Source organism: Streptomyces indicus, from assembly GCF_900100315.1.
Taxonomy (GTDB): Bacteria; Actinomycetota; Actinomycetes; order Streptomycetales; family Streptomycetaceae; genus Streptomyces; species Streptomyces indicus.
This window is the reverse complement of record NZ_FNFF01000004.1, coordinates 111,814-134,264: the sequence shown is the minus strand read 5'-3', so window position 1 is coordinate 134,264 and position 22,451 is coordinate 111,814. Positions and strand designations below refer to the sequence as shown.

The following is a 22,451-nucleotide window of genomic DNA, read 5'->3' as shown; positions in this document are numbered from 1 at the left end:
TCGGCCGCCGCGCGCACGAAGCCCGTACGCCCGTACGAACCTTCCCTCCCCTGACCGACCGCTCGGCATGGAGTTGCCGTGAACCTGCCTTCCCGCGGGGCGAGTTGGGGCACCATGCGAACCATGGACGCCGTACGGGTCGCGCTGCTGCGCGAAGTGCTCGCCGGAACGGAGTGGCCCTCGGCCACCCGCCGCTTCGCCGCGTCCCTGCGCGGTTCGGTGGTGCCGCACGGCGGCGGGCTGCTCCTGGTGGGCACCGAGGAGTACGAGCCCTGGCATCTGGCCGCGCATCTGGTGGACGAGGCGGCCTGGTCGGGCACGCCGGAGCTGACGCCGACGCTGGTGCGGCACGAGGTGCGCGCCTCGGATCCGGCGCATCTGTCCGTGGGTCTGGGCCGGATCGAGGCGGCCCGGCGGGGCGAGACCCTGCTCGTGGTGGCCCCGGACGCGCCCGGTGAGGGGCTGCTCTCGCGGGTGCACGACGCGCGGCGGGCGGGTGCGACGGTGCTCGCGCTGGACGCGGGCGGCGGTGAACTGCCTTCCCTGGCCCATGAGTTGCTGAGCGTGCCGCCCACGCGGGAACTGGACCTGGACACGGTCCAGCACCTGGTCAGCGCGGCCGCCGGCGAGAACTCGCTGCCGTCCCCGGCCCCCGCCCTGCGCTCGCGCCCGCGGCTGCGCGACCGGCTCTCCCGGCTGGCCGACCAGCTGACGGCGCCGCCTCCGGCGCGCTGGTAGACGCGCGGGGGCGGGGCCCGCCTGCGCGAGCCCCGCCCCTTCCAACTCTCAGGCGCTGAGCGGGAATTCCTCGCCCAGTGCGCGGAACACCCCGGTGTTCAGGGAGAAGGCGCGCTTGCACTCGTCGATGACGCGCTGCTTCTCCAGGTCGTCCACGGCGAGGGCGTCGAGCAGCTCGCGGTAGTGGCGCTTGAAGGCGGCCGGGTTGGAGATCTCCTCGAACACGTAGAAGCGCACGCCGTCGCCCTTGCGGCTGAAGCCCCAGGTCTTCTCGGCCTTGTCGCGGATGATCTGGCCGCCGGAGAGGTCGCCGAGGTAGCGCGTGTAGTGGTGCGCCACGTAGCCCGCGGGCCAGGTGCGGGCGCATTCGGCCACCCGGTCCGCGTAGACCTGGGTCGCGGGCAGCGGGCGCAGGGTCTCGCGCCAGCCCTCGCCGCCGTGCAGATGCGTGAGGTCGCGCTCCAGGGCGTCGGTGCGAAGCAGCTCGCGCTGGATGAACGGTCCGGCCACCGGGTCCTCGGCGAGCGCCGGCGCCGCGTCCTCCAGCGCCCGGTACACGAACCACAGCTGCTCGGTGTAGCGCGTGTAGGCGTCCACACCCAGCCGTCCGCCGAGCAGATCGCTCATGAACGTCGAGGTCTCGGCCTCGGTGTGCTGTTCGTGCGATGCGGTGCGGATGACCGTGGAAAAGGGGGTGGGCGCTGCGTCCACTGCGGACCTCCGGATCCGAAAGGCGGGAAGTAAGCTTGATCCTGCTACTTAGGCTTGCCTAAGTCAATGGGTTTCCGACGGGCTGTCGGTAAGGTTTCCGGACGGGCTGTCGGTAAAACCTCCCGGGCCACGCCTGTCGGTGAAACCTCCCGGGCAACGCAAAGGGCCCGCCGTTTCCGACGGGCCCGGGGTGCGGGGGTGCGGCCGCCTGGACAGTGCGGCCGCGGGGACTCAGGGAAGGGTCAGGATCTCCGCTCCCGTGTCCGTCACCACCAGTGTGTGCTCGAACTGCGCGGTCCGCTTCCTGTCCTTGGTGACGACCGTCCAGCCGTCCTCCCACATGTCGTACTCGTGGGTGCCGAGCGTGAGCATGGGCTCGATCGTGAAGGTCATCCCGGGCTGGATCACGGTCGTGGCGTGCGGCGAGTCGTAGTGCGGGATGATCAGGCCGCTGTGGAAGGACGAGTTGATGCCGTGGCCGGTGAAGTCCCGCACGACCCCGTATCCGAACCTCTTCGCGTACGACTCGATGACGCGGCCGATGATGTTGATCTGGCGGCCCGGCTTCACGGCCTTGATGGCGCGATTGAGCGACTCGCGAGTGCGCTCGACGAGCAGCCGCGACTCCTCGTCCACGTCGCCCACCAGGTACGTGGCGTTGTTGTCCCCGTGCACGCCGCCGATGTACGCGGTGACGTCCAGGTTGATGATGTCGCCGTCGCCCAGGACCGTGGAGTCCGGGATGCCGTGGCAGATGACCTCGTTGACGCTGGTGCACAGCGACTTCGGGAAGCCGCGGTAGCCGAGCGTGGACGGGTAGGCGCCGTGGTCGCAGAGGAACTCGTGGGCCACGCGGTCGAGTTCGTCCGTGGTGACCCCGGGCGCGATGTGCTTGGCCGCCTCGGCCATGGCCTGGGCGGCAATCCGGCCCGCGATCCGCATCGCCTCGATCGTCTCGGGGGTCTGCACCTCCGGTCCGGTGTACGGCTTCGGCGCCGGCTTGCCCACGTATTCGGGGCGCCGGATGGCGCCGGGCACGGAGCGGATGGGAGAGAGCTCCCCGGGTACGAGCAGCGACGGAACAGACATGCCAGTGAGTGTAACGAGCGGTCTTCGGGCACGATGGCGGCGTGGGAGCGCATGAGCCGCCCGCGGGAAAGGAGCCGGTGATGGCCCTGTTCAAGAAGCGCACGGTCGGCAAGCCGGGCGAGTGGTACTACTGCCTGGAGCACAAGAAGGTCGAGGAGGGCCCCGAGTGCCCCGGCAAGGACCGCTTCGGTCCGTACGCCAGCCGGGAGGAGGCCGCGCACGCGATGCAGACGGCCCAGGAGCGGAATCTGGAGTGGGAGACGGATCCGCGGTGGCACGACCGCGAGGGCGAAGGGCAGAGCTGAGGCCTCCCGGGCGGCGGGCGGCTCAGGCGGTCTCGACCACGTCTGTGGTGCCCGCCTCCCGCGCTACCGCACCCGATGCCTTCGCGCCCGCGTCCGCCGCCTCGCGCGCCGCCTTGCGGGCCAGCGCGTCCGGGTCCGTGTCCGCGTCGTAGGACACCAGGCGCGGCAGCGCGGCCGTGAGCAGGGCGACGGCGGCGACACAGGCCGCGCCGCCCGACCAGATCGCGGTCCGCGTCCCGGTCCAGCCCGCCATCGCACCGGCGCGGACCTGGCCGAGCTGCGGGCCCACGCTGTACGAGAGCACCTCGATGCCCGCGAGCCGGCCGCGCAGCTCGTCGGGGATGGTCTGGTTCCAGATCGTGGAGCGGCCGAGTCCGCTGAGCATGTCGCCCGCGCCCGCGAAGGCCAGGCAGACGAGCACCAGCCATACGTTGCCGAACCAGCCGGCCGCCGTGATGGCCAGGCCCCAGGACGCGGCCCCGAACACGACGAGCAGGCCGTGCCGGCGCACCCGTGTGGTCCAGCCGCTGGTCAGGCTCAGCGCGAGCGAGCCGATGGAGCCGGCGGCGTACATCAGCCCGAGCGACCACTCCGCGTCCAGGTCGTCCGCGAGGAAGGGGAAGATCGTGTTCGGGAAGGCGAAGATCATCGCGGCCAGGTCGATGGCGTACGTGCCGAGCAGCACCGGCCGCGACCAGGCGTAGCGCGCGCCTTCGGCGATCCCGCGCAGCGAGGGCTTCTCGGCCTCGTGCGCGGGCGGCGCGGGCGTCAGGCGCAGGCAGAGCAGCACCGAGGCGGTGAAGCCGACGACGGTGACGGCGTACGCGGTGGCGTGCCCGGCGTAGGCGACGACGAGACCGGCGAGGGCCGGGCCCGCGATGGCGCCGATCTGCCAGCGCAGCGCGTTGAGCGCGGCGGCGGCGGTGAGCTGGTCGTGCGGGACGATCCGTGCGAGCAGCGAGTCGAGGGCGGGGCGCTGGAGGCCCGCGAGCGCGGAGACGCAGGCCGCTACGACGTACAGGGGCCAGAGCATCGGGCTCGGCAGCAGCGCGTTGACGAACAGGATCACCGCGAGGACGCCGAGGCCGGCCTCCGTGAGCAGGATGACCTTGCGCCGGTCGACGGCGTCGGCGAGCGCGCCGCCGTACAGGCCGAACACGATCAGCGGGATCAGCTCGACCGCGCCCATCGCGCCGACGGCGAGCGGGGATTCGGTGAGGTCCTTGATCTGCAGCGGCAGGGCGATCATCGCCATGAAGCTGCCGAAGTACGTGACGAGGCCCTGGATCCACAGGAGCCGGAAGTCGCGGCTGCTCCGCCAGGGGGAAAGGTCGGGAAGTATCGCCGCGAAGCGGCCGGGCTCGTCACTCACGGGAGGCCATGTTCCGTGCAGGGGCCACCGAACGGCAACCCAATTCCGTCGGGGGCGCCGGACGGGGCACTCCCGGTGTGCAGAGACGCCCCCCTTGGCGGGCGGGACGCGATCCGGCGGCCGCGAGGGGCGAGCCGGCGCAGGCGGGGCGTGGGCCCACAGGCAGGGGCAGGGCGAGGGCCGCCCGGAGCGGGACGCGCGCCCATGGACGCGCGCCGTGGACCGGCGGAGGCGGATCCCGCGCCCGGCGCGTGGACCGGCCGGGGCAGGACGCCGACCCACGGGCGCTCGACGCGGACCGGCCCGTGCAGGACACGAGCCCGCAGACGCGGGACGCGGACCGTCTGGAGCGGGATGCGAGCCCACGTACTCGGGCGGGCCCACGTACTCGGGCGGGCCGACGAAGGCCGCGCGCGCCCGCACGGACGCGAGACGCGATCCGACGGACGCGAGACGCGAGCCCACGAACGCGAGACGCGACCCGGCGAAGGCAGGGCGCGAGCCGGCAAAGGCAGGGCGCGAGCCCGCAGACGCGGGACGCGGCCCACTGCACACGGCGCGCGAGCCCGCGGACCCGAGGCGCAATCGTCCGCACGCCGCGCGCGACCCCACGAACGCGGAAGGCGGTCCGGCGGGCCCGGGCCGCGCTACTCCCCCGTCGCGCTCGTGATGCCCATGATCCGGCTGGCCACCGTGACGCCCGGCTTCGCGGCGTTCTTCGGTGGGACCTGGGCCGCGAGGTTGGAGACGCGTTCGAGCGTGATGGACTGCTTCACCTCGCCGGTGAGCAGCGCCTGCACGTCCTTCGGGACGTTGATCTTCAGGCCCTCGGAGGCCGTCTGCTTCTCGAAGTGCCGGGCGGCGAAGAACACGAACGCGCCGCCGTCCTTCGTGCGCAGGCCGAGCGGGGCGAAGTCGCCGGACTGCTCCGGCTGGTCCACCCACTGCCGCGACCAGCCGGGGCTGGACTCGCGGCGCTTGCGGTCCGCGCGCCAGCCGCTGGTGTGCGGCCCGTCCGCGAACTCCTCGCCGCCGTTCTGGAGATACGTGGCATAGCCCGCGGGCAGCTTGCCGGGGTCCAGGGCGAGGGCGTTCGTGCCGACGGGGGCCGGGGTCGCGTAGCCGTCCTTGTCCTTCTGGAACTCCGGCACCTCGCCGGGCGAGAGGATGTTGAGGTACGCGACCTTCCACGGGTCCTCGGCGCCGTGCTTGACGAAGACGAGGAACCAGTGGGTGTCCTTGGCCGGGTCGTCGTCCACGTCCCGGTTGCTGTCGGTGTCGGCCACGAAGAACCGCGGCCAGCCCGCCTTCTTGGGGATGTGGAAGGCCGCGTCGGTGAGCTTCAGCTCCGTGTGCTTCGGGTTGCCCTCCGGCGCGTTCTTGCCCTTCGCCTTGAGGCCCGCCTGGTTGATCGCGGCGAGCGGCCCGGTCACACGGTTCCGCGAGACGGCCGGGTCGTACTCCTTGTCGGCCTTGTTGTACGCGGCCGTGAACTCCTCCAGGGCACGCGCGGCCTCGGACTTCGTCGCCGCCGGGACGATCTCCCGCTCCCCGTGCACGGTCACGCATCCGCTCGCGGTCAGGGCCAGGGCCGCCACCGCTGCCCCCGCCGCTGCCGGCCGACTCACCCTGCTCATGGCTCGCCTTCTGCTCCCGGGCCCCCGAGGGGACCACCCGCCCCAGTGCTGACGCACGGAACCCTACCGGGGGCGCGCCCGGGGTCCGGGCGGGGAGGTCACAGCGCAGCCACACCGTGACCTGAAGCCGGCCCCGCACCATGGCGCCGGTCAGCCGGCCCCGCGCCATGGCGCGGTTCAGCCGCGCTCGGGGAACACGAGCAGCGTTCCCGTCCGCGGATGGGGCAGCACCTCGACGGGCTGGCGGTAGACGCGGCTGAGCAGCTCGCCGTCGAAGACCTCGGCGGGCGGGCCGTCGGCGGCGATGGTGCCCTCGTGCAGCACGGCCACGCGGTCCGCATACGCGGCGGCGAGCCCGAGGTCGTGCAGCACGACCACGACCGCGTCGCCCGCGGCGGCCCGCTCCCGGCAGACCCGCAGGACCAGTTCCTGGTGGCGCAGGTCGAGGGCCGCGGTGGGCTCGTCGAGCAGCAGCAGCGGCGCCTGCTGTGCGAGGACGCGGGCGAGCGCCACGCGGGCGCGTTCGCCGCCGGACAGGGCCGAGAAGGGGCGGCCGGTGAACTCGGTGGCCTCGGTGGCCCGCAGCGCGGCGGCGATCACCTCGTCGTCGTTGTCGGCGAGCGGGGTGCCGCTCCAGGGCGCCCGGCCCATCCGTACGACCTCTTCGACGAGGAACGGGAAGGAGAGCTGCGCCGACTGGGGCAGCACCGCGCGGCGCAGGGCGAGTTCGCCGGCGCTCCACGTGCCCGCGTCCCTGCCGCAGATCCGCACGGTTCCGGAGTCGGGGGCGAGGTCCGTGGCGAGCGCGGCCAACAGGGTCGATTTCCCGGCCCCGTTGGGGCCCACGAGGGCCACGACCTCGCTCGCCCGCGCCTCGATGTCCACGCCGCGCAGGACGTGCCGCGCGCCCAGCTTGACGTGCAGCTCATGCGCGGAGGTGAGGACGGTGCCGGGCTCGACGGGCTCGGGCAGTTCCCGGTGGCGTACGGAGAACAGCGACCGGATCATGCCCAGCCTCCTTGCTTGCGGCGGGTGCGGCGCAGCAGCCAGAAGAAGAACGGGCTGCCGATGAGGCCGGTCAGGACGCCGAGCGGCAGTTCGGCGGGGGCGGCGATGGTGCGGGCCGTCAGGTCGCACACGGCGAGCACGAGGGCGCCGCCGAGCGCGCTGCCCGGGATGAGGAAGCGGTGGCCGGGTCCGGCGAGCATGCGCAGCAGGTGCGGGACGACCAGGCCGACGAAGCTGATGATGCCGGAGACGGCCACGGCCGCGGCGGTGAGCAGCGCGGTGGTGAACATCAGGACCACGCGCATCCGCTCCACGTCCACCCCGAGGTGGCGCGCGGGCCGCTCGCCGAGCGCGAGCAGGTCCAGCTTGCGGGAGTAGAAGGGCGCGATGGCGAGACCGACCAGGGCCCAGGGCAGCACGGCGAGCACCTTCGGCCAGGTGGCCTGCGCGAGGGAGCCGAGCTGCCAGAAGGTGATCTGGGTGACCTCGGCGTTGTCCGCGAAGAAGATGAACAGGCCGATCATCGCCATGCCGAAGGCGGTCACGGCGACACCGGTGAGGATGAGGGTGACGACCTCGGTGCGGCCGCCGGAGCGTGACATCGCGTACACGAGAAAGACCGTCACCAGGCCGCCGACGAACGCGCAGACGGGCAGCGTCCAGGTGCCGAGGAAGGTGAGCCCGAACGCGATCGAGGCCACACCGCCGACGGCCGCGCCCGAGGAGATCCCGATGACGGCGGGCTCGGCGAGCGGGTTGCCGAACACGCCCTGCATCAGGGCCCCTGCGCAGCCCAAGGAAGCGCCGACGATGAGGGCGAGCACCACGCGCGGGAAGCGCACGTTCCACAGCACGCTCTCGCCGACGCGGTCGAGCGCGGCGCCGCCGAGTCCGATGCGGTGCTGCACGGAGCCGATGACGTCGCCGAGCGGGATCTTGTACGCGCCGATCCCGGCGGACAGCAGGCAGATGACGACCAGGCCGGCGAGCATGCCGACGGTCAGGAGGTACGGGATGCTCCTGCGCGCCCTGCCGGAGGGCGACTTGGGGGTCGCGGGTCCTTCGGCGGCGGAGGGCTCCGCGTCCTTCGAGGGGGCCACGGTGGCGGTCACTTCGCACCGCCGTAGAGCTGGTCGACGAGCGACTTGAGCACCTCGTCGGTGCGCGGGCCGTAGTTGAGCAGCACGCCGTCGGGGATGTCGACCACGCGGCGGTCCATGCCGGCCGGGGTCTCGGCGACGCCCGGGATCTTGACCAGGCCGTCGACGCCGCCCACGGACTCGAGTCCCTTGGTCATGACGAGGATCACGTCGGGCTGCGCCTTGGCGAGGGCCTCGGGGGTGATCGCGGTGAAGTCCTTCTTCAGGCCGGACTCGGCACCCGCGTCGACCGCTCCGGCCGCTTCGAGCAGCGATCCGGCGCCCGAATCGGCGCCGCCGATCAGATAGACGGCGGCGGTGCCGCGCAGGTAGAGGAAGGCGACCCGCGGCTTCCTGCCGTCCTTCGGCTGCGGAATTCCCTTCTGTACGGCGGCGATACGGTCCTCGGTGCGCCGGACCAGCTGCTCGCCGGCCTGCTCGACGCCGAGCACCTCGGCCACGTCCTCGATCCGCTCGCTCACGTCTTCCAGGCTCTTCGCGGTGTCCAGGAGCACCACGGGGATGCCCGCGTCGCGTATCTGCTGCATCGCCTCGGCGGGACCCGAGGTGGTGTCGCCGATCACGATCGTGGGCCTGAGCGAGAGCACGCTCTCGGCGGAGACGTCGTGTCCGCGGGTCACCGTCGGGAGCTTGCCGGCCTGTTCGAAGGTGGCGGTGATGTCCTTGGCCACCACCTTGTCGCCGAGCCCGAGCGTGAACACGATCTCGTTGAGGGCGCCCGTGAGCGGCACGATGCGGTCGGCCGACTTCACGGTGACCTTCTTGCCCTCCGCCGAGGTGACGGTGACGGGAAGCTGCGGCTTCGGCGTACCGGACAGCGGCTCCACCCGGTCCGGGGCAGCAGCCTTCTTGTCCGCCTTCGCTGCTGTTGCGGCGGGATTGTCCGCCTTGCCGCCGCAGCCCGTGAGGGCCAGGCAGGCCGCGAGGGCGAGCGCGCCCGCCAGCCGCAGGGGACGCCGCATGCGCACCGGGGTCACTCGAACTCCACCGTCCTGTCGTGCCGTTGAGGGCTTCACTCCGAGCCCTGCTGTTTCCTCTGCGGTTGCTGGGCCGGTAGGGGTTCCGCACCAGGTCGCGCATAGTTTAGGTTAGCCTTACCTCAATGACCAGACCTTGAAGGGGGACCGATGTCTTCGCCGAGACGAGCTGCCCGCACCGGCGCCGTAGCGGCCCTCGGGGCCTTGTTCGCCGCCCTGCTGCCGGTGACGGCGGCACACGCGGAGGACCGTACGGTGCAGGGCGGCCGGCTCGACTGGGGCATCAAGGCCTCGTTCCAGAGCTATGTCACCGGCCCGATAGCCAAGGGCAGTTACACGCTCCAGGCCGGTGCCGCGACCGCGGGCGCCAGCCAGTTCCGCTTCCACTCCGCCAAGGGCTCGTACAACCCGGACACCGGTGCGCTGAGCGCCGGCTTCTCCGGCGGGGTGCGCTTCCTCGGCCACAGGAAGTCCGACGGCTCGTACGAACTGGACCTCACCATCTCCCGGCCCACCGTGCGGATCTCCGGCGGCTCCGGGACGCTCTACGCGGACATGGTGAGCAAGGCGAAGAGCACCGGCAAGGTGACGAGTTCCGCGCAGGTGCCGCTCGCCAGCCTCAATGTCTCCGGGATCAACATGAAGGGCGGCGGCTCCCCGGTCGCCCTCGCCAACGTGCCGGCCACGCTCACGACGCAGGGCGCGAACGCCTTCGCCGGCTACTACGTGGCCGGCACCCCGCTCGACCCGGTCAGCCTGTCCGCGGACGTGCTCAAGTCGTCCGGATCCTCGTCCGGTTCGGGTTCGGATTCCGGCTCGGGCTCCGGCTCGTCCGGTGACAAGAAGGACCAGGGCAAGAAGGACGCGAAGGCGGGCCGTATCGAGGACGCCGCCGTCGACTGGGGCGTGCGCCGCACCTTCCGCGAGTACGTCGGCGGCTCCATCGCCAAGGGTGAGTGGAAGCTGTCCGGGGGCGCGCAGGACGGCGGAGCGCTGTTCCGCTTCACCGCGGGCGAGGGCACGTTCGACGAGCAGAAGCAGACCCTCGACGCCAAGTTCAAGGGCAGCGTGCGCTTCACCGGCGAGCACGGGCTCGACGTCGAACTCAGCGCGCTCGCCGTGAAGTCGAAGGACGGCAAGGCCACGCTGTACGCGGATGTCGCGAGCCCCGAGTACGACAAGAAGCAGGCCGCGCTGGTCACTTTCGAGGCGCCGAAGCTCAAGGCGGCCGACGGTCTGGTCACGCTGACCGAGGCGCCCTCGAAGCTGACGGCCGACGGGGCGAAGGCCTTCAACAGCATGTACAAGGCGGGCACCGAGATGGACCCGGTGTCGCTCGCGGTGGCGCTCGACGCGTCGGCGAAGCTGCCGGCGCTGCCCGATCTGGGGTCGGACGCCTCGGCTTCGTCCGCACCCTCTTCCTCGGCCTCGGCCGCGCCCGACGCGAAGACCGAGCCGGTCGCCTCCTCTTCCTCTTCGGGCTCGCCCGCGGTGCCGATCGGTATCGGTGCGGGTGTGCTCCTTCTCGCGGGCGCCGCGTTCGTGGTCGTACGCAAGCGGCGTACGGCGCCGGCGGCTACGGGTGCCTCCGAAGGCTCCGAGGACTCCTGAGCCCGCCGCTCCTCACCTCTTCAACTCCCTTACTCCCCCTAGGAGAACCACTGTCATGGCCACCTCCCGTCGCTCCATAGCGCTTGCCGCCTCCGCCGCGACGGCGCTCGCGCTCGGCGCCACCTCCCTGACGATGACCTCGGCGTCCGCGGCGGAGACGCCGTTGCAGGACTACACGCTGACGTGGGGGATCAAGCAGTCGTACCGCGACTACCTGGGCCGCGACTTCCCCACTGGGGCCGCTGCCACGATCACGACGGCGGACGGGGCGAGCCAGGCCGCGGACAACGGCGTGTTCACGTTCACCGGCGGCACGGGTACGTACACCGGTGAGCCGACGCGCGAGACGAAGCTCGCCTTCAAGGGCAGCGTCACCATCATCTCTCTCGCGCCCCCGAAGGGGCACGGCTTCGAGGTCAAGCTGGAGGACATCCAGTTCGACAGCGCCGCGAAGAGCATCACCGCTGATGTCACCCGTGACGGCAAGCTGACGCAGGACGTACCGCTGGCCGAGGTCACGGCCACCCAGTCCATGCGGGACATGGAGACCAAGCTCACCAAGCAGGCCGCTGAGCAGTTGGGTGGCCCGTACGAGGGTGAGGCGGGCGACGAGCTGACCGTGAAGGCACCGGCGCCGGGCGGCGGTACCGGTGGCAGCACCGGTGGGTCGACGGGCGGCTCCACGGGCGGCAACACCGGTGGCAGCACCGGTGGTTCCACGGGCGGCAGCACGGGCGGTTCCACCGGTGGCAACACCGGCGGGTCCACCGGCGGCAGCACCGGTGGCGACACCGGTGGCGACACCGGCGGGACCACCGGCGGGTCCACCAGCGGTGGGACCGGCGGGACCGGTGGCTCCGAGCAGCCCGACGGGCAGGTCGTCGACGGGAAGCTGACCTGGGGCGTCAAGGAGTCCTTCCGGCGATACATCTCCTCCGGTGGCCAGGTGACCACCTCGGGCGGTGCCGAGAAGGTGTCCGCCGGCTATGAATTCCCGTACAAGAGCGCCGAGTTCGACGCCGACGCCAAGAAGGTCGACGCGTCCTTCGACGGCAGCGTGCGGTTCGCGTACCAGGCGCACGGCATCGACATGACGTTCAGCGACGTCAAGGTGAAGGCCGCGGGCGCCACCGGCACCCTGCTCGTGGACGTCAAGACCGCCGACGGCACGAAGAACGACGTCGCGTTCGCGACCCTGGACCTGGCCAAGGCCACGTACAAGGTCGAGAAGGACGTCCTGCTCCTCGACAAGATCCCGGCGAAGTTCACCGCCGCGGGCGCCGAGACCTTCGCCAACGACACGGTCGGCTCCCCCTACAACGCCGGCGACCCGCTCGACCCGGTGACGGTCGCGCTCTCGCTCGACGAGGACGCCACGCTGCCCGGCGGCACGGGCGGTTCGGGCGGCGGTTCGGCGGGCGGCTCGACCGCCGGTTCGTCCACGGCCGGCGGCGGCACCGTCGGCGGCGGCAGTGTCGGCGGCAGCGGCAACCTCGCCGCGACCGGTTCCGACGTCCCGGCCGGCCCGCTGCTCGGCCTCTCGGCCGCGGTCGTCGCCGCCGGCGCCGGTGTGGTCTACGCGGCCCGCCGCCGGCGCACGGCGGAGGGCGAGCAGGCCTGAGGCCTGAGCACGTCACAGCAAGACGGATGACGGCGGGTCCTGTGTGCACAGGACCCGCCGTCGGCGTGTGCGGGCGTGTGCACAGGGCCCGCCGTCGGCGTGTGCGGGCGCGGCTCAGGCCTCGGCCTCGGCCCGCTTCTCCAGGCGGCTGCCCCGCGGCAGCGTGACCGACAGGATGTCGCTCGGGCCGTCCAGGGCGATGCGGTGCCAGCGGCCGCGCGGCACGACGACCGCGGTGCCGGCCGGGAGCTTGCACTCCTCCTCGTCCTCGCCCGGCTCCTGGGGGCGCAGGATCATGCGGATGCCGCCGGAGAGGCAGGCCACGAGCTCGTCGGCGGCCGTGTGGATCTCCCAGTGGTCACCGTGCACGTCGGCCTCGGTCTCCACATGGAAGGTCATCAGCTGCCAGCCGTCCCTGCCCGGGTCGAACACGGGCTTCTCTGCGCGGACTTGGCCGCCCTGGTCGAGGAGCAGGAAGTTCATGAAGAGATCGATCGGGGTCACGGTCACCGGGTCACATCCTTCGGCGAGGCAGGTCGACAGGTTGCCTGTCGGCAGGTGGTCAGGCCGCCAGTCTCGGCGCGGGCCGCGGGCCGCGTATTGAACAAATGTCACGGTGCCCCGAGTTGAACAGATCACGATGCCCCGAGCCCCGGCCCGGGGCGGCCTCGTAACCTGGAGGCATGCGCACCGTCGAGTCCGCACGTGCCGCCGCCGCGCGGTGGGAGGTGGCCACCCCGCAGCGGCCGGGGAGGCTGCCGGGTGTGGGTATGGCCGGGTTCCGTGACCGGTCCGCCGAGCCCCTCGACCTCCCCGTGGTGCCGTATCCGTCGGTGATGATCGCCTTCGAGTTCGGCGAGGGGCTGCTCGTCGAGGGCGAGGACGGGCGGCGGCAGCGGGGCAGCACCGTGCTCGGGCTCGCGCCCGGCGGCCTGCGCGTGCGCGGCAGCGGCATCGAATGTCTTCAGATCCGGCTGTCCCCGGTCGTCGCGCATGCGGTGCTCGGCGTCCTTCCGTCCGCCGGGAGCGGCCGACTCCCGTCCGCGGGCGGGGCGATGGTCGCCCTGGAGGACCTCTGGGGGGCCGGGGCCCGCCGGGTCGAGGAGCGCCTGCGCGCCGCCGGTTCCTGGCAGGAGCGGTTCGCGATCGCCGACGCCGAGCTCCTGCGCCGGTACGTGGCCGGCCGCTCCGCCACCCCCGAAGTCGCCCACACCTGGCGGGAGTTGACCGCGCACCGGGGGCAGATCCGGATCGACGCTCTGGCGGCGGAGGTCGGCTGGAGCCGGCAGCGGCTGTGGTCCCGGTTCCGCGCCGAGATCGGTCTGACGCCCAAGCGCGCGGCGCAGCTGGTCCGTTTCGACCATGCCGCGCACCGGCTCGCGGCGGGGCACAGCGCGGGCGCGGTCGCGGCCGAGAGCGGCTACGCCGACCAGTCCCATCTGCACCGGGACGCCCTGGCCTTCGCCGGGATGACGCCCACGGCCGTGGCCGCGGCTCCCTGGCTGGCCGTGGACGACACCGCCTGGGCGGCCGGCGACACGACGCGGTCCGGCGTCGACGCCGCACGAGTCACGGACGGCGCCGCACGGACCGTCGACCGCACCGTACGGGCCGTGGCGGCGGGCCGGCGCGGCAGTGCTTCAATGCCCGGGTGACGGAACAAGCCTCTGGTGTGCGCCTCGACGTGGTCCGGGTCTTCTGCGGCCCCGACGGCGGGCACGGCAATCTGCTGGGTGTCGTACGCGACGGCGCGGCGGTTCGCGACGCTGCGGCGCGGCAGCGGCTCGCGGCCGAACTCGGCTACAGCGAGACGGTGTTCGTGGACGACGACGAGCGCGGCGTGATCGACATCCACACGCCGAGCGTCCGGCTGCCGTTCGCGGGCCACCCGTGCGTCGGCGCGGCCTGGCTGCTCGACCTGCCCGAGCTGGTGACCCCGGCGGGGGTCGTCGCGGTGCGCCAGGACGGCGAGTTCACATGGATCACGGCACGGGCCGAGTGGGCGCCGGACCGTACGCTGCGGCAGCACTCCTCACCCGAGGAGGTGAACGCACTCGACGTACCGCCGCCCGGTGAGTGGATCTATGCGTGGGCCTGGCAGGACGAGGCGGCCGGGCGCGTACGGGCCCGGGCGTTCCCCGGCCGGGGCGACGGCATCGACGAGGACGAGGCGACGGGGGCCGCGGCCCTGCGCCTGACCCACCACCTGGGCCGGGCCCTGAACATCACGCAGGGCGCGGGCTCGCAGATCCTCACGGCGCCCGGGCCGGACGGACTGATCGAGGTCGGGGGCCGGGTGGCCCTCACCCGCCGCTGACGGCGGCGCCCGTCGACTGCGGACGGCTGCCGCACACGGATCGCCGGGGCGCGAGCGCCCACGGCGAAGCCCGACCGGACTACCGCCGCAGCGGCCACGCCTCCGCCGGGTCCGGGGACTCCCCCGCCACCCGGGCGCATTCGTCGGTCAGGGTCTCGAGCAGCGTCAGCGGGTCCGGCAGCGGGTGTTCGAGCCCGCGGACCCAGTCCACCGACAGGTCACCGGGCAGCCGCGCGGGCGGGACGAGCACGTAGGAACCACGGCAGTGCCAGCGCAGACCCGGATGCTCGTCCATCGTCTCGGGGTGGCAGTCCAGTTCGCAGGGCCACCACTCGTCCTCGTCCTCGGGGGTGCCGCGGGTGGCCGTGAAGAAGAGCATGCGGCCGTCGCCGGACTCGGCCACGGGACCGACGGCCACGCCCGCTTCGAGGAGCCGGTCGAGCGCCGCGCGCCCGGCCTCGGCCGGTACGTCGAGCACGTCGTGGACCATGCCGGTCGCGGTGATGAAGTTGGCCTCGGGCTGATGCCGGGCCCAGCGCTCGATCTGCGCCTTGTCCGTCGTGGACTGCGTCTGCCAGGCGAACGAGACGGGGTGGCGCGCGGGCGTGGGACAGCCGATGCGGTCACAGGAGCAGCGGTAGCCGGCGGGGTGCGCGGCCGGTGCGAGCGGCAGGCCCGCTGCCGCGGCGGCGACGAGCAGGGCTTCGCGGCCGCCGTCGCCCGTGTCCTTGGGGCGTCGCGTACGCAGCCACTGGGAGAACCTGCTCTGTCCGCCGGAGCGGCGTCCGAACTCCTCGCCCATCTATCCCCTAACCTCGCATTCCCCTCGCCCGTGGCGTCCATGGTGCCACCATCCTGCGCCCCGGGTGGCCGCACCCCGTATCCGGGGGCCCGGGGGCGGGCAGCGCGGACGGGTGTCGATGCCGGGCAAGTCAGGATTTGTGCACCTACCGTGTCGTCATGGTCACCCTCGCCGCACCGGTCACGCTCACCGCCGTCACCGCTCTCGCCGTCACGGGCCTGACCCCGGCCCACGCCGCCCCCGCCCCGGCCGCCCCCGCCGCCTTCCCGCACGCGGCCGTCACGCCCGCGGCCCCCTCCGCACCCGCCGCCCCACGCGCCGACCGCTCTCCGGTGACCGTCGACGCGCTGCCGCCCGTCGTCTACACCGCGCACCGCGGGGGCGCCCTGGAAGTGCCGGAGAACACCATGTCGGGCCTGGTCGCCGCGTACCAGCGGGGCACGGCGCAGGTGCTCGACGTGGACACGCGGATGCTGCGCGACGGCACGCTGGTGGCGATGCACGACCGCACCCTGGACCGTACGACCGACAAGACGGGCCCGGTCCGCAAACTGACCCTGAAGGAGTGGCGCCAGGTCCGCAGCCGCCCCGACTCGGCGCTGCGCGACAGCTGGCGGCCCGAGCGGCCGCCGACCATCGCGGAGGTGCTCGACCGCTTCGGCGGCAAGGTCGTGCTCATGCTGGAGGCGAAGGACGCCGACAGCGTCAGGACGCTCGCGCGCATGGTGCACAGGCGCGGGCTCACGCGCTCGGTGCTGGTCAACTCCAACAAGCCGGCCGTGGCCAAGCGTGCCCACCAGCTGGGCCTTACCGCCCAGTTGTGGCGCTCGTACCAGCAGATGCGCACGGACCGCTTCGAGCGTTTCCGGCCGTACGTGGCCGTCCTCGACGTGGACTACCGGGCGCGCGACGAGGACCTGAAGCGCGCGGTGCGCTCGGGCATCCCGCGGGTGTGGGCGCACACGGTGAACACCCCGAAGCAGCGCGACCGCGTGCTGCGGCTCGGCTGCAACGGCGTGATCACGGACGCGCCCGGCCTGCTGTCCCGCACCCCGGTGCAGGGCCCGGTCCGGGCCCGCCCGTTGAGCGAGGGCTGAGCCGGAGCTGAGCCAGGGCTGCCGGTCGCGGACCGCCGGCGGTCAGCGCGGCGCGAGTCCGTGCAGCGCGTAGTCCACGACCGTGTCCGTGTACGCGTGCGTCAGCGGGCCCGTCCCCTGGAGCCAGCGCTGGGCCAGCGGTGAGACGAAGAGCTCCATGGCGATCCGCGGGTCGAGGTCCGCGCGGATCTGGCCGTCCCGCTGCGCCTTCTCGATGCGCGCGACGTACAGCCTGAGGCCGGGTTCGAGGAGCGCCTGGACGAACTTCTCGCTCAGCTCGCGGTTGACCACGCCCTCCGCAGCGAGCGCACGGTAGGGGGCGTCGTACTTCTCGTCGAGCAGTTCGTCGACGGTGGCGCGCAGCACCGTCTTGAGGTCGGCCGCGACGTCCCCGGTGTCCGGCAGCGCGGCGAAGGCGTCCTCGCCGCCCGCGGCCTCGGCGGCCTGCTGGCCCAGGTCGACGAAGGCCTCCAGAAGCACCTCCGCCTTCGAGGACCACCAGCGGTAGATCGTCTGCTTGCCCACGCCCGCGCGCGCGGCGATCCCCTCGATGGTGACCTTGCCGTAGCCCACCTCGCTCACCATCGAGAGCGCGGCCTCGTAGATGGCGCGCCGCGAACGCTCGCTGCGGCGCTTGGCGTCGGGGGCGGACTTGGCGGCAGAGGTCTTGGGGGCAGGGGTCTTCGGGGCCATGCGTCGAATGTAGCAGCAAGCGAGGCGATACGTATCGTCTCGCTTGGCGCTTCGTATCGTCCCGCTTGCCGCTTCGGCGCCTGCGACTCCTCCAGCTCGCCGTCACTTCAGCTCGCGCGAGTCCTTCAGGTCGCAGTTCGTGAAGGCCGGCGGGCGCGTGCACAGCGCCGAGAGCTGCTGGTTGAGCTCGGCCACCTCGGGACGGTCGTTGTTGCGCGCGGCGTCCTCGTACGACTCGAACTCGATGATCGCGAGGTAGCGCCCCGACTGCTCGCGGTCCGCCAGCAGGATGCGGTGCGTGGGGCCGCCCGGCGTGCCCTGCATCCGCTGCTCGAAGCGGTCGAGGATCTCCCGCATCTCGTCGAACCGCTGCGACGCGAAGTCGATGATCTGGACGAACTTCTGGCTCATGGGGACCTCCCCCGCAGTCGCGCCCCGGGCCGGGACGCGCTCACGGAACAAGCAAGCACCGGGCCGGGCGGGCGGCAAGCGGCCGCGCACGCGCGCCCGTGCTGGTCCTTCCTACGCCCGGTGCAGCGGCCCGCGGCGGCGTTCTTCTGAGCCCTTCCGGACGCCGCGCGCGAGGGCGGGCGGCGGGCCCTGCCACGACGCGGGGAAAACAACCCGTTCGCCACCGCGCAACCGGGCCATTCGCAGCGGACCATGGGCAGCACCAGCCTCGTGGCTGGTGAGTCCTGGCCGATCGTGAGGAGCCCTCTTTGCGTACTGCGCCTCGCAGCGCCCGACCCCGGCGCTATCTGATGTGCCCACCCGAGCACTTCAAGGTGACCTACTCCATCAACCCCTGGATGGATCCCGGCAAGCCCGTCGACGTCCCGCTCGCGCTCGCGCAGTGGGAGGACCTGCGGGACCGCTACCGCGCACTCGGCCACACCGTCGAGGAGCTCGTGCCGCGGGCCGGGCTGCCGGACATGGTGTTCTCGGCGAACGGCGCGACCGTGATCGACGGCCGCGTGCTCGGGGCCCGGTTCGCGCACGCCGAGCGGTCCGAGGAGGCCGCCGAGCACCTGGCCTGGTTCCGCGCCCACGGCTTCGCCGAGGTCGCCGAGCCCGTGCACATCAACGAGGGCGAGGGCGACTTCGCCGTCACCTCCTCGTGGATCCTGGCGGGCCGCGGCTTCCGCGCCAGCCCGCTTTCGCACGGCGAGGCCCAGGAGTTCTTCGGCCGCCCGGTGATCGGCCTGGACCTGGTCGACCCGCGCTACTACCACCTCGACACGGCCCTCGCGGTCCTGGACGACGAGGCGGACGAGGTCATGTACTACCCGGGCGCGTTCTCGCAGGGCAGCCGGGAGGTGCTGCGCCGGCTGTTCCCCGACGCGCTGATCGCGTCCGAGCCGGATGCGGCCGCGCTCGGCATGAACGCCGTCTCCGACGGGCTCCATGTGCTGCTGCCGCAGGGCGCGGTGGGCCTGTTCGAGCCGCTGCGCGAGCGCGGGTTCGAGCCGGTCGGGATGGATCTCGGTGAGCTGCTCAAGGGCGGCGGCAGCGTGAAGTGCTGTACGCAGGAGCTGCGTTCCTGAGCATCGCGCTGTTGGCGCCCAGGGGCCCTGCGCCCCTGGGCGTCACTCCTGGTGGGGCGGCCACGGGTCGCCCCACTCCGCGTCACGGGCCGCCTTGTACAGCGCGCCGTGCCGCTTGGTGACCGTCTCGCGGCCGAGTGCCTCCTCGGCCGTGCACAGGTCGAGCAGCACCTGCCCCTTGCGGATCTGCGGCTTGCGCACGACGCGGTTCGGCGCGGGCTCCGCGGGGAACCGCACGGCGGCCACGTAGGCGAACTTCTCGTCCTCGTACGGGAGCGACCCGCCCTTGACCTTCCGGTGCAGCGAGGAGCGGCTCACCCGCGCGGAGAAGTGGCACCAGTCGCGGCCGGGCTCGATCGGGCAGGCGGCGCTGTGCGGACAGGGCGCGGCGATCGAGAAGCCGGCCGCGATCAGGGCGTCGCGGGCCTCGATGATCCGGGTGTATCCGTCGGGGGTGCCGGGCTCGACGACCACGACGGCCTGCGCGGCGCCCGCGGCGGCGGCCACGACGGCGGTGCGGTCCTCGGCGGTCAGCTCGCCGAGCACGTACGAGATCGTGACGAGGTCCGTCTCGTCGAGGGCGAGCGCCGATCCGATCCTCGCCTTGCGCCACTCCGCGGCGCTCAACAGCGGGTGGGATCCGGCCAGTTCGCGGCCGAGGGCGAGGGCGGGCTCGGCCCAGTCGAGCACGGTGACCGGCCGCGGCTCGGGCCAGGTGGCGCTCACGGCCCAGGTGGCCGCGCCGGTGCCGCCGCCGATGTCGGTGTGGCGGGCCGGTGCCCAGCCGGGGGCCGCGTCGGCGAGTGCGTCCAGTGCGCCCCGTACCGCCTCGAACGTGGCGGGCATCCGGTACGCGGCATACGCGGCCACGTCGGAGCGGTCGCGCAACACGGGGGCGTCGGTCGGGGTCCGGCCGCGGTAGTTGGCGATCAGCCGCTCGACGGCCTGGGCGGCCTGCTTGGGCGGGAGCCCGTCGAGCAGGTCCGCAAGGGCGGTGCGCAGGAGATCGGCGGGAGGAAGGGGGGCGTTCACGGCGGGATTCTAGGCGGTGCGCGGGGCGCCGCCGGTGCGCACCGGGCAGGGGGCGGACTGTCACGGTCCGCGTACCCGGCTGCATCCGGACAGTGACGGCGCTGAACTCCTGTGGCGGGTGCGCCCGTTGCTACGCTGCCGGTGATCGCCGGTGGGCAGGACGAGCCGACCGGCGGAGCGGACTGTCGCGCACCGGGGGGACCAGTGGGAGACAAGATCGTGCGCACCGGCCTCGTCGTGGGCGTGGTGGTCCTGGCCCTGCTGCTCCTGCTCGCGACCTGCGGCGGGAAGAAGGACGGCTCCGGGGACGACTCCGGGGACGGCAGCCCGCCGAAGAAGCCGGCCGCGACGGGCCGGGGCCCCGCGACCCGGCTCGACGTGCCCGCCGCGTACGACTCCGGGAAGGGCTGGGAGCTCTCGGGTGTCTCCGAGGAGTACGCGCTCGCGCCGCACGCCCGGGTCCTCACGTATCTCCAGCGCGCCGACGGCGGCCGCTTCCGGCTGCGGGCCGTCGACGTCCGTACGGGAAAGCAGGCCTGGGCCGGCGAGGCCTGGCGGCCGCTGTCCGCCGCGCCCGGCACGGTGCCGCGGCTGGCCGCCGTCGCCAAGGACGGCCGGGAGTACTTCGCCACCTGGTCGTACGGGAAGCTCGGCGGTGATCCGCTCAGCGAGGCGGACCGGGTGCTCGTGGTCGACCTGTACGAAGCGGTGGGCGGTGCACGGCAGCGGGTCGAGCTGCCGTGGGAGGCCGCTCCGTCCGTGAGCGCGTCCGGGCCGGGGCTCGTGGTCGGCGTCGGCTCCGGCACGGCCGCGGTGCTCGATCCGGAGACGGCGCGGACGGCCACGTACAAGGCGGGCGACCTCAAGTACCCCAAGGGCTGTGCCGGTTGCCGGCGGCTGACCGAGGTCGTGGGGGTCACCAGCAAGGGGCCGCTGGTCAACGGCGAGGGCGAGTTCTGGGTGCGCGGGGCCTGGCACGGGCGGAAGGCCGCGCCCAAGGGCGGTGTGTCCGGGACGGCCGTCTCCGTGTCCGGTGACCGGGTGCTGGCGCGCTGGGACCACAAGCCCGCGAAGAACAAGCCCGTCGACCGGGAGATCTGGGCGGTGCACGACGGGGCGAGCGGCAAGGTGCTCGCCTCCGCCGAGTGCCCCCGTCCGGCGCTGCGGCCCGGCCGCTACCCGGCGGCCGTCACCTCGCCCGACGGCCGGTATCTGGTCGCGGGGCAGCTCGCCTTCGACCTGGAGGGGAAGAGCGGTCACTGCTTCGCCGCCGGGAGCGGCGCCAAGCCCGTGACGCTCGCCACCGTCGGGGACAGCGGTGTCGCGTACGGGGCGAGCGGCGCGCGCTCGCCCGAGGACGCGCTCCGCGGCGGGGGTACGCCGGTGTCGGTACGGATCGCCGTGCCCGAGCCGCAGGCCCTGCCCGGGTCGGCACGGCTGCCGGTGCACGACCTCGGCGAGGTGGGGATCTTCCGCTGGACGGACGGCCGGGACGTGCACCATCTCGTCGGGTACGCGGCGAAGAACTGAGCCGGCGTCCGCGTACGTACGAACACCGGGCTGCCGGAGCAGGTTCAGCGCACCGCCCGCGCCACTCTCGTCCCCGCCGCGGCCCGCGGCGCGCTCGACGGCTTCGCCGGGCGGCGCGGGTGGACCGTGTTGGCGAGCAGCACCACGAAGGTGTCCGTCGCCGGGTCGATCACCAGGGACGTGCCCGTGAACCCGGTGTGCCCGGCCGCGCCCCGGCCCGCCAACTCGCCCATGAACCACGGCTCGTCGAGCCGGAACCCGAGTCCGGGCGGGGTCAGCATCAGGTCCACGTAGTCGGGTCCGAGGATGCGCGCCGTGCCGTATCCGCCGCCGCCGAGCAGCGCGCGGCAGAACACCGCGAGGTCGCCCGTCGTCGAGAAGAGGCCGGCGTGCCCGGCCACTCCCCCGAGCGCGAAGGCGTTCTCGTCGTGCACCGTGCCGCGCACCATCCCGCGGTCCGCCTTGGCCCACGGCCGGCGCTGGTCCTCGGTGGCGGCGGCGAAGGCGCAGGGCCCGAAGCCGGTCTGGGTCATGCCGAGCGGGCGTGTGATGCCGTCGCGGACGAGCCGGTCGAGGCGTTCGCCGGTGATGCGTTCGAGGACGTGCTGGACGAGCAGCATGTTGAGGTCGGAGTAGAGATACGTGCCCGGGTCGCCGCTCGGCTCCTCCTCGCGCAGCAGCGCGAGCCGCTCGGCGTCGGACGCGCAGTCGTAGAGCGGGAGTTCGGGCCTGAGGCCCGAGGTGTGCGTGAGGAGCTGCCGTACGGTGATGCCGTGCCGTGCGGCTCCGGTGAACTCCGGCAGATAGGACGCCACCTTCGCGTCGAGCCCGAGCCGGCCGCGCTCCATCTGCTGCACGGCCGCCACGGTCGTGAACAGCTTGGTGAGCGAGGCCAGGTCGAAGGGTGTGCCGGTGTGCAGGGGCACTTTGCGGTACGCGGGCAGCTCCTCGTCCACCGAGCGGTGGGTGACCGCCCAGCCGAAGGCCTCCTCGACGACCAGGAAGGGGCCGCGCCCCACGGCGAGGACGGCGCCCGCGCACCAGGTGCCGGGCAGCGCGGAGACCTCGGCGATCAGGCCCTCGATCTCGGCGGGGTCGAGGCCGGCCCGCTCGGCGGAGCCGGGGCGCAGACGTGGTGCTCTCAGCGCTCTGCCCCTTCCGCGAACGGTCCGACTGCCGGATCCGCGCCGCCCGTTGAGGGCCGTGC

At 73.0% G+C, this 22,451-nt stretch carries 22 protein-coding genes; 9 read left to right on the top strand and 13 right to left on the bottom strand.

Going from position 1 to position 22,451, the window contains the following annotated elements; all coding sequences use genetic code 11:
• Nucleotides 1-123: 123 nt before the first annotated feature.
• The gene (locus BLT97_RS12690) at nucleotides 124-738 is read left to right on the top strand and encodes a hypothetical protein (protein WP_093609300.1); all 615 of its coding nucleotides are present in this window, start codon (nucleotides 124-126) and stop codon (nucleotides 736-738) included.
• A 48-nt stretch (nucleotides 739-786) separates the two neighbouring features.
• Here the strand turns inward: BLT97_RS12690 and BLT97_RS12685 are convergent, their stop codons facing one another.
• The gene (locus tag BLT97_RS12685) at nucleotides 787-1,449 is read right to left on the bottom strand and encodes a biliverdin-producing heme oxygenase (RefSeq protein WP_093609298.1); all 663 of its coding nucleotides are present in this window, start codon (nucleotides 1,447-1,449) and stop codon (nucleotides 787-789) included.
• A gap of 231 nt (nucleotides 1,450-1,680) precedes the next feature.
• Nucleotides 1,681-2,538 (bottom strand): type I methionyl aminopeptidase, encoded by an 858-nt coding sequence (gene map, locus BLT97_RS12680; protein ID WP_093609296.1) that lies wholly within the window; start codon nucleotides 2,536-2,538, stop codon nucleotides 1,681-1,683.
• An 80-nt stretch (nucleotides 2,539-2,618) separates the two neighbouring features.
• Here map and BLT97_RS12675 point away from each other — a divergent pair, with 80 nt between their 5' ends.
• Entirely contained in the window at nucleotides 2,619-2,843 is a 225-nt protein-coding gene (locus BLT97_RS12675) for a hypothetical protein (protein WP_176953746.1), read from the top strand.
• Between the two features lie 22 nt (nucleotides 2,844-2,865).
• On the opposite strand, the gene BLT97_RS12670 is transcribed toward BLT97_RS12675, so the two are convergent.
• The 5 genes from BLT97_RS12670 to BLT97_RS12650 form a co-directional block, all read right to left on the bottom strand.
• Nucleotides 2,866-4,215: an MFS transporter gene (locus BLT97_RS12670; RefSeq protein ID WP_093609292.1), complete on the bottom strand. Its 1,350-nt coding sequence runs from the start codon at nucleotides 4,213-4,215 to the stop codon at nucleotides 2,866-2,868.
• A 647-nt stretch (nucleotides 4,216-4,862) separates the two neighbouring features.
• On the bottom strand, nucleotides 4,863-5,852 hold the full coding sequence (locus tag BLT97_RS12665; RefSeq protein WP_093609290.1) for an SCO2278 family lipoprotein: 990 nt from the start codon (nucleotides 5,850-5,852) through the stop codon (nucleotides 4,863-4,865).
• A 177-nt stretch (nucleotides 5,853-6,029) separates the two neighbouring features.
• The gene (locus BLT97_RS12660) at nucleotides 6,030-6,866 is read right to left on the bottom strand and encodes a heme ABC transporter ATP-binding protein (protein WP_093609937.1); all 837 of its coding nucleotides are present in this window, start codon (nucleotides 6,864-6,866) and stop codon (nucleotides 6,030-6,032) included.
• Nucleotides 6,857-7,972 (bottom strand): FecCD family ABC transporter permease, encoded by a 1,116-nt coding sequence (locus BLT97_RS12655; RefSeq protein WP_425442687.1) that lies wholly within the window; start codon nucleotides 7,970-7,972, stop codon nucleotides 6,857-6,859. Before BLT97_RS12655 ends, BLT97_RS12660 begins: the two co-directional genes overlap by 10 nt.
• A complete protein-coding gene (locus BLT97_RS12650; protein ID WP_093609941.1) occupies nucleotides 7,969-8,982 on the bottom strand; it encodes a heme/hemin ABC transporter substrate-binding protein in 1,014 nt (337 codons plus the stop codon). The genes BLT97_RS12655 and BLT97_RS12650 overlap by 4 nt, the downstream gene beginning before the upstream one ends.
• A gap of 165 nt (nucleotides 8,983-9,147) precedes the next feature.
• On the opposite strand from BLT97_RS12650, the gene BLT97_RS12645 reads away from it, so the two are divergent.
• Together BLT97_RS12645 and BLT97_RS12640 are read left to right on the top strand one after the other, a co-directional pair.
• Nucleotides 9,148-10,608 carry an HtaA domain-containing protein gene (locus BLT97_RS12645; protein WP_093609288.1) on the top strand — a complete coding sequence of 487 codons (1,461 nt, stop codon included), beginning with the start codon at nucleotides 9,148-9,150 and terminating at the stop codon, nucleotides 10,606-10,608.
• Between the two features lie 55 nt (nucleotides 10,609-10,663).
• Nucleotides 10,664-12,229 carry an HtaA domain-containing protein gene (locus tag BLT97_RS12640; protein WP_093609286.1) on the top strand — a complete coding sequence of 522 codons (1,566 nt, stop codon included), beginning with the start codon at nucleotides 10,664-10,666 and terminating at the stop codon, nucleotides 12,227-12,229.
• Between the two features lie 114 nt (nucleotides 12,230-12,343).
• On the opposite strand, the gene BLT97_RS12635 is transcribed toward BLT97_RS12640, so the two are convergent.
• Nucleotides 12,344-12,739: a cupin domain-containing protein gene (locus BLT97_RS12635; RefSeq protein WP_093609284.1), complete on the bottom strand. Its 396-nt coding sequence runs from the start codon at nucleotides 12,737-12,739 to the stop codon at nucleotides 12,344-12,346.
• Nucleotides 12,740-12,912: 173 nt separating this feature from the next.
• Here BLT97_RS12635 and BLT97_RS12630 point away from each other — a divergent pair, with 173 nt between their 5' ends.
• Together BLT97_RS12630 and BLT97_RS12625 are read left to right on the top strand one after the other, a co-directional pair.
• Complete coding sequence (locus BLT97_RS12630) at nucleotides 12,913-13,884, top strand: helix-turn-helix domain-containing protein (RefSeq protein ID WP_218137299.1); 972 nt, start codon at nucleotides 12,913-12,915, stop codon at nucleotides 13,882-13,884.
• On the top strand, nucleotides 13,881-14,546 hold the full coding sequence (locus BLT97_RS12625; RefSeq protein ID WP_245769292.1) for a PhzF family phenazine biosynthesis protein: 666 nt from the start codon (nucleotides 13,881-13,883) through the stop codon (nucleotides 14,544-14,546). The genes BLT97_RS12630 and BLT97_RS12625 overlap by 4 nt, the downstream gene beginning before the upstream one ends.
• Nucleotides 14,547-14,625: 79 nt before the next feature.
• Here the strand turns inward: BLT97_RS12625 and BLT97_RS12620 are convergent, their stop codons facing one another.
• Nucleotides 14,626-15,348, bottom strand: a complete 723-nt coding sequence (locus tag BLT97_RS12620; RefSeq protein ID WP_093609280.1) for a bifunctional DNA primase/polymerase — start codon at nucleotides 15,346-15,348, stop codon at nucleotides 14,626-14,628.
• Between the two features lie 158 nt (nucleotides 15,349-15,506).
• Between BLT97_RS12620 and BLT97_RS12615 the strand changes: the two genes are divergently transcribed.
• Complete coding sequence (locus BLT97_RS12615) at nucleotides 15,507-16,445, top strand: glycerophosphodiester phosphodiesterase (protein WP_093609278.1); 939 nt, start codon at nucleotides 15,507-15,509, stop codon at nucleotides 16,443-16,445.
• A 42-nt stretch (nucleotides 16,446-16,487) separates the two neighbouring features.
• Here the strand turns inward: BLT97_RS12615 and BLT97_RS12610 are convergent, their stop codons facing one another.
• Together BLT97_RS12610 and BLT97_RS12605 are read right to left on the bottom strand one after the other, a co-directional pair.
• Nucleotides 16,488-17,138, bottom strand: a complete 651-nt coding sequence (locus tag BLT97_RS12610; RefSeq protein ID WP_093609276.1) for a TetR/AcrR family transcriptional regulator — start codon at nucleotides 17,136-17,138, stop codon at nucleotides 16,488-16,490.
• Nucleotides 17,139-17,240: 102 nt separating this feature from the next.
• Entirely contained in the window at nucleotides 17,241-17,549 is a 309-nt protein-coding gene (locus BLT97_RS12605; RefSeq protein ID WP_093609274.1) for a hypothetical protein, read from the bottom strand.
• 308 nt (nucleotides 17,550-17,857) lie between these two features.
• Here BLT97_RS12605 and ddaH point away from each other — a divergent pair, with 308 nt between their 5' ends.
• Nucleotides 17,858-18,682: a dimethylargininase gene (gene ddaH / locus BLT97_RS12600; RefSeq protein ID WP_342742728.1), complete on the top strand. Its 825-nt coding sequence runs from the start codon at nucleotides 17,858-17,860 to the stop codon at nucleotides 18,680-18,682.
• Between the two features lie 42 nt (nucleotides 18,683-18,724).
• Here the strand turns inward: ddaH and BLT97_RS12595 are convergent, their stop codons facing one another.
• On the bottom strand, nucleotides 18,725-19,714 hold the full coding sequence (locus BLT97_RS12595; RefSeq protein ID WP_093609270.1) for a small ribosomal subunit Rsm22 family protein: 990 nt from the start codon (nucleotides 19,712-19,714) through the stop codon (nucleotides 18,725-18,727).
• 204 nt (nucleotides 19,715-19,918) lie between these two features.
• On the opposite strand from BLT97_RS12595, the gene BLT97_RS12590 reads away from it, so the two are divergent.
• Complete coding sequence (locus BLT97_RS12590) at nucleotides 19,919-21,244, top strand: PQQ-binding-like beta-propeller repeat protein (RefSeq protein ID WP_093609268.1); 1,326 nt, start codon at nucleotides 19,919-19,921, stop codon at nucleotides 21,242-21,244.
• 44 nt (nucleotides 21,245-21,288) lie between these two features.
• Here BLT97_RS12590 and BLT97_RS12585 read toward each other — a convergent pair whose 3' ends face one another.
• Nucleotides 21,289-22,389: a serine hydrolase domain-containing protein gene (locus tag BLT97_RS12585; RefSeq protein ID WP_245769322.1), complete on the bottom strand. Its 1,101-nt coding sequence runs from the start codon at nucleotides 22,387-22,389 to the stop codon at nucleotides 21,289-21,291.
• Between the last annotated feature and the right edge of the window lie 62 nt (nucleotides 22,390-22,451).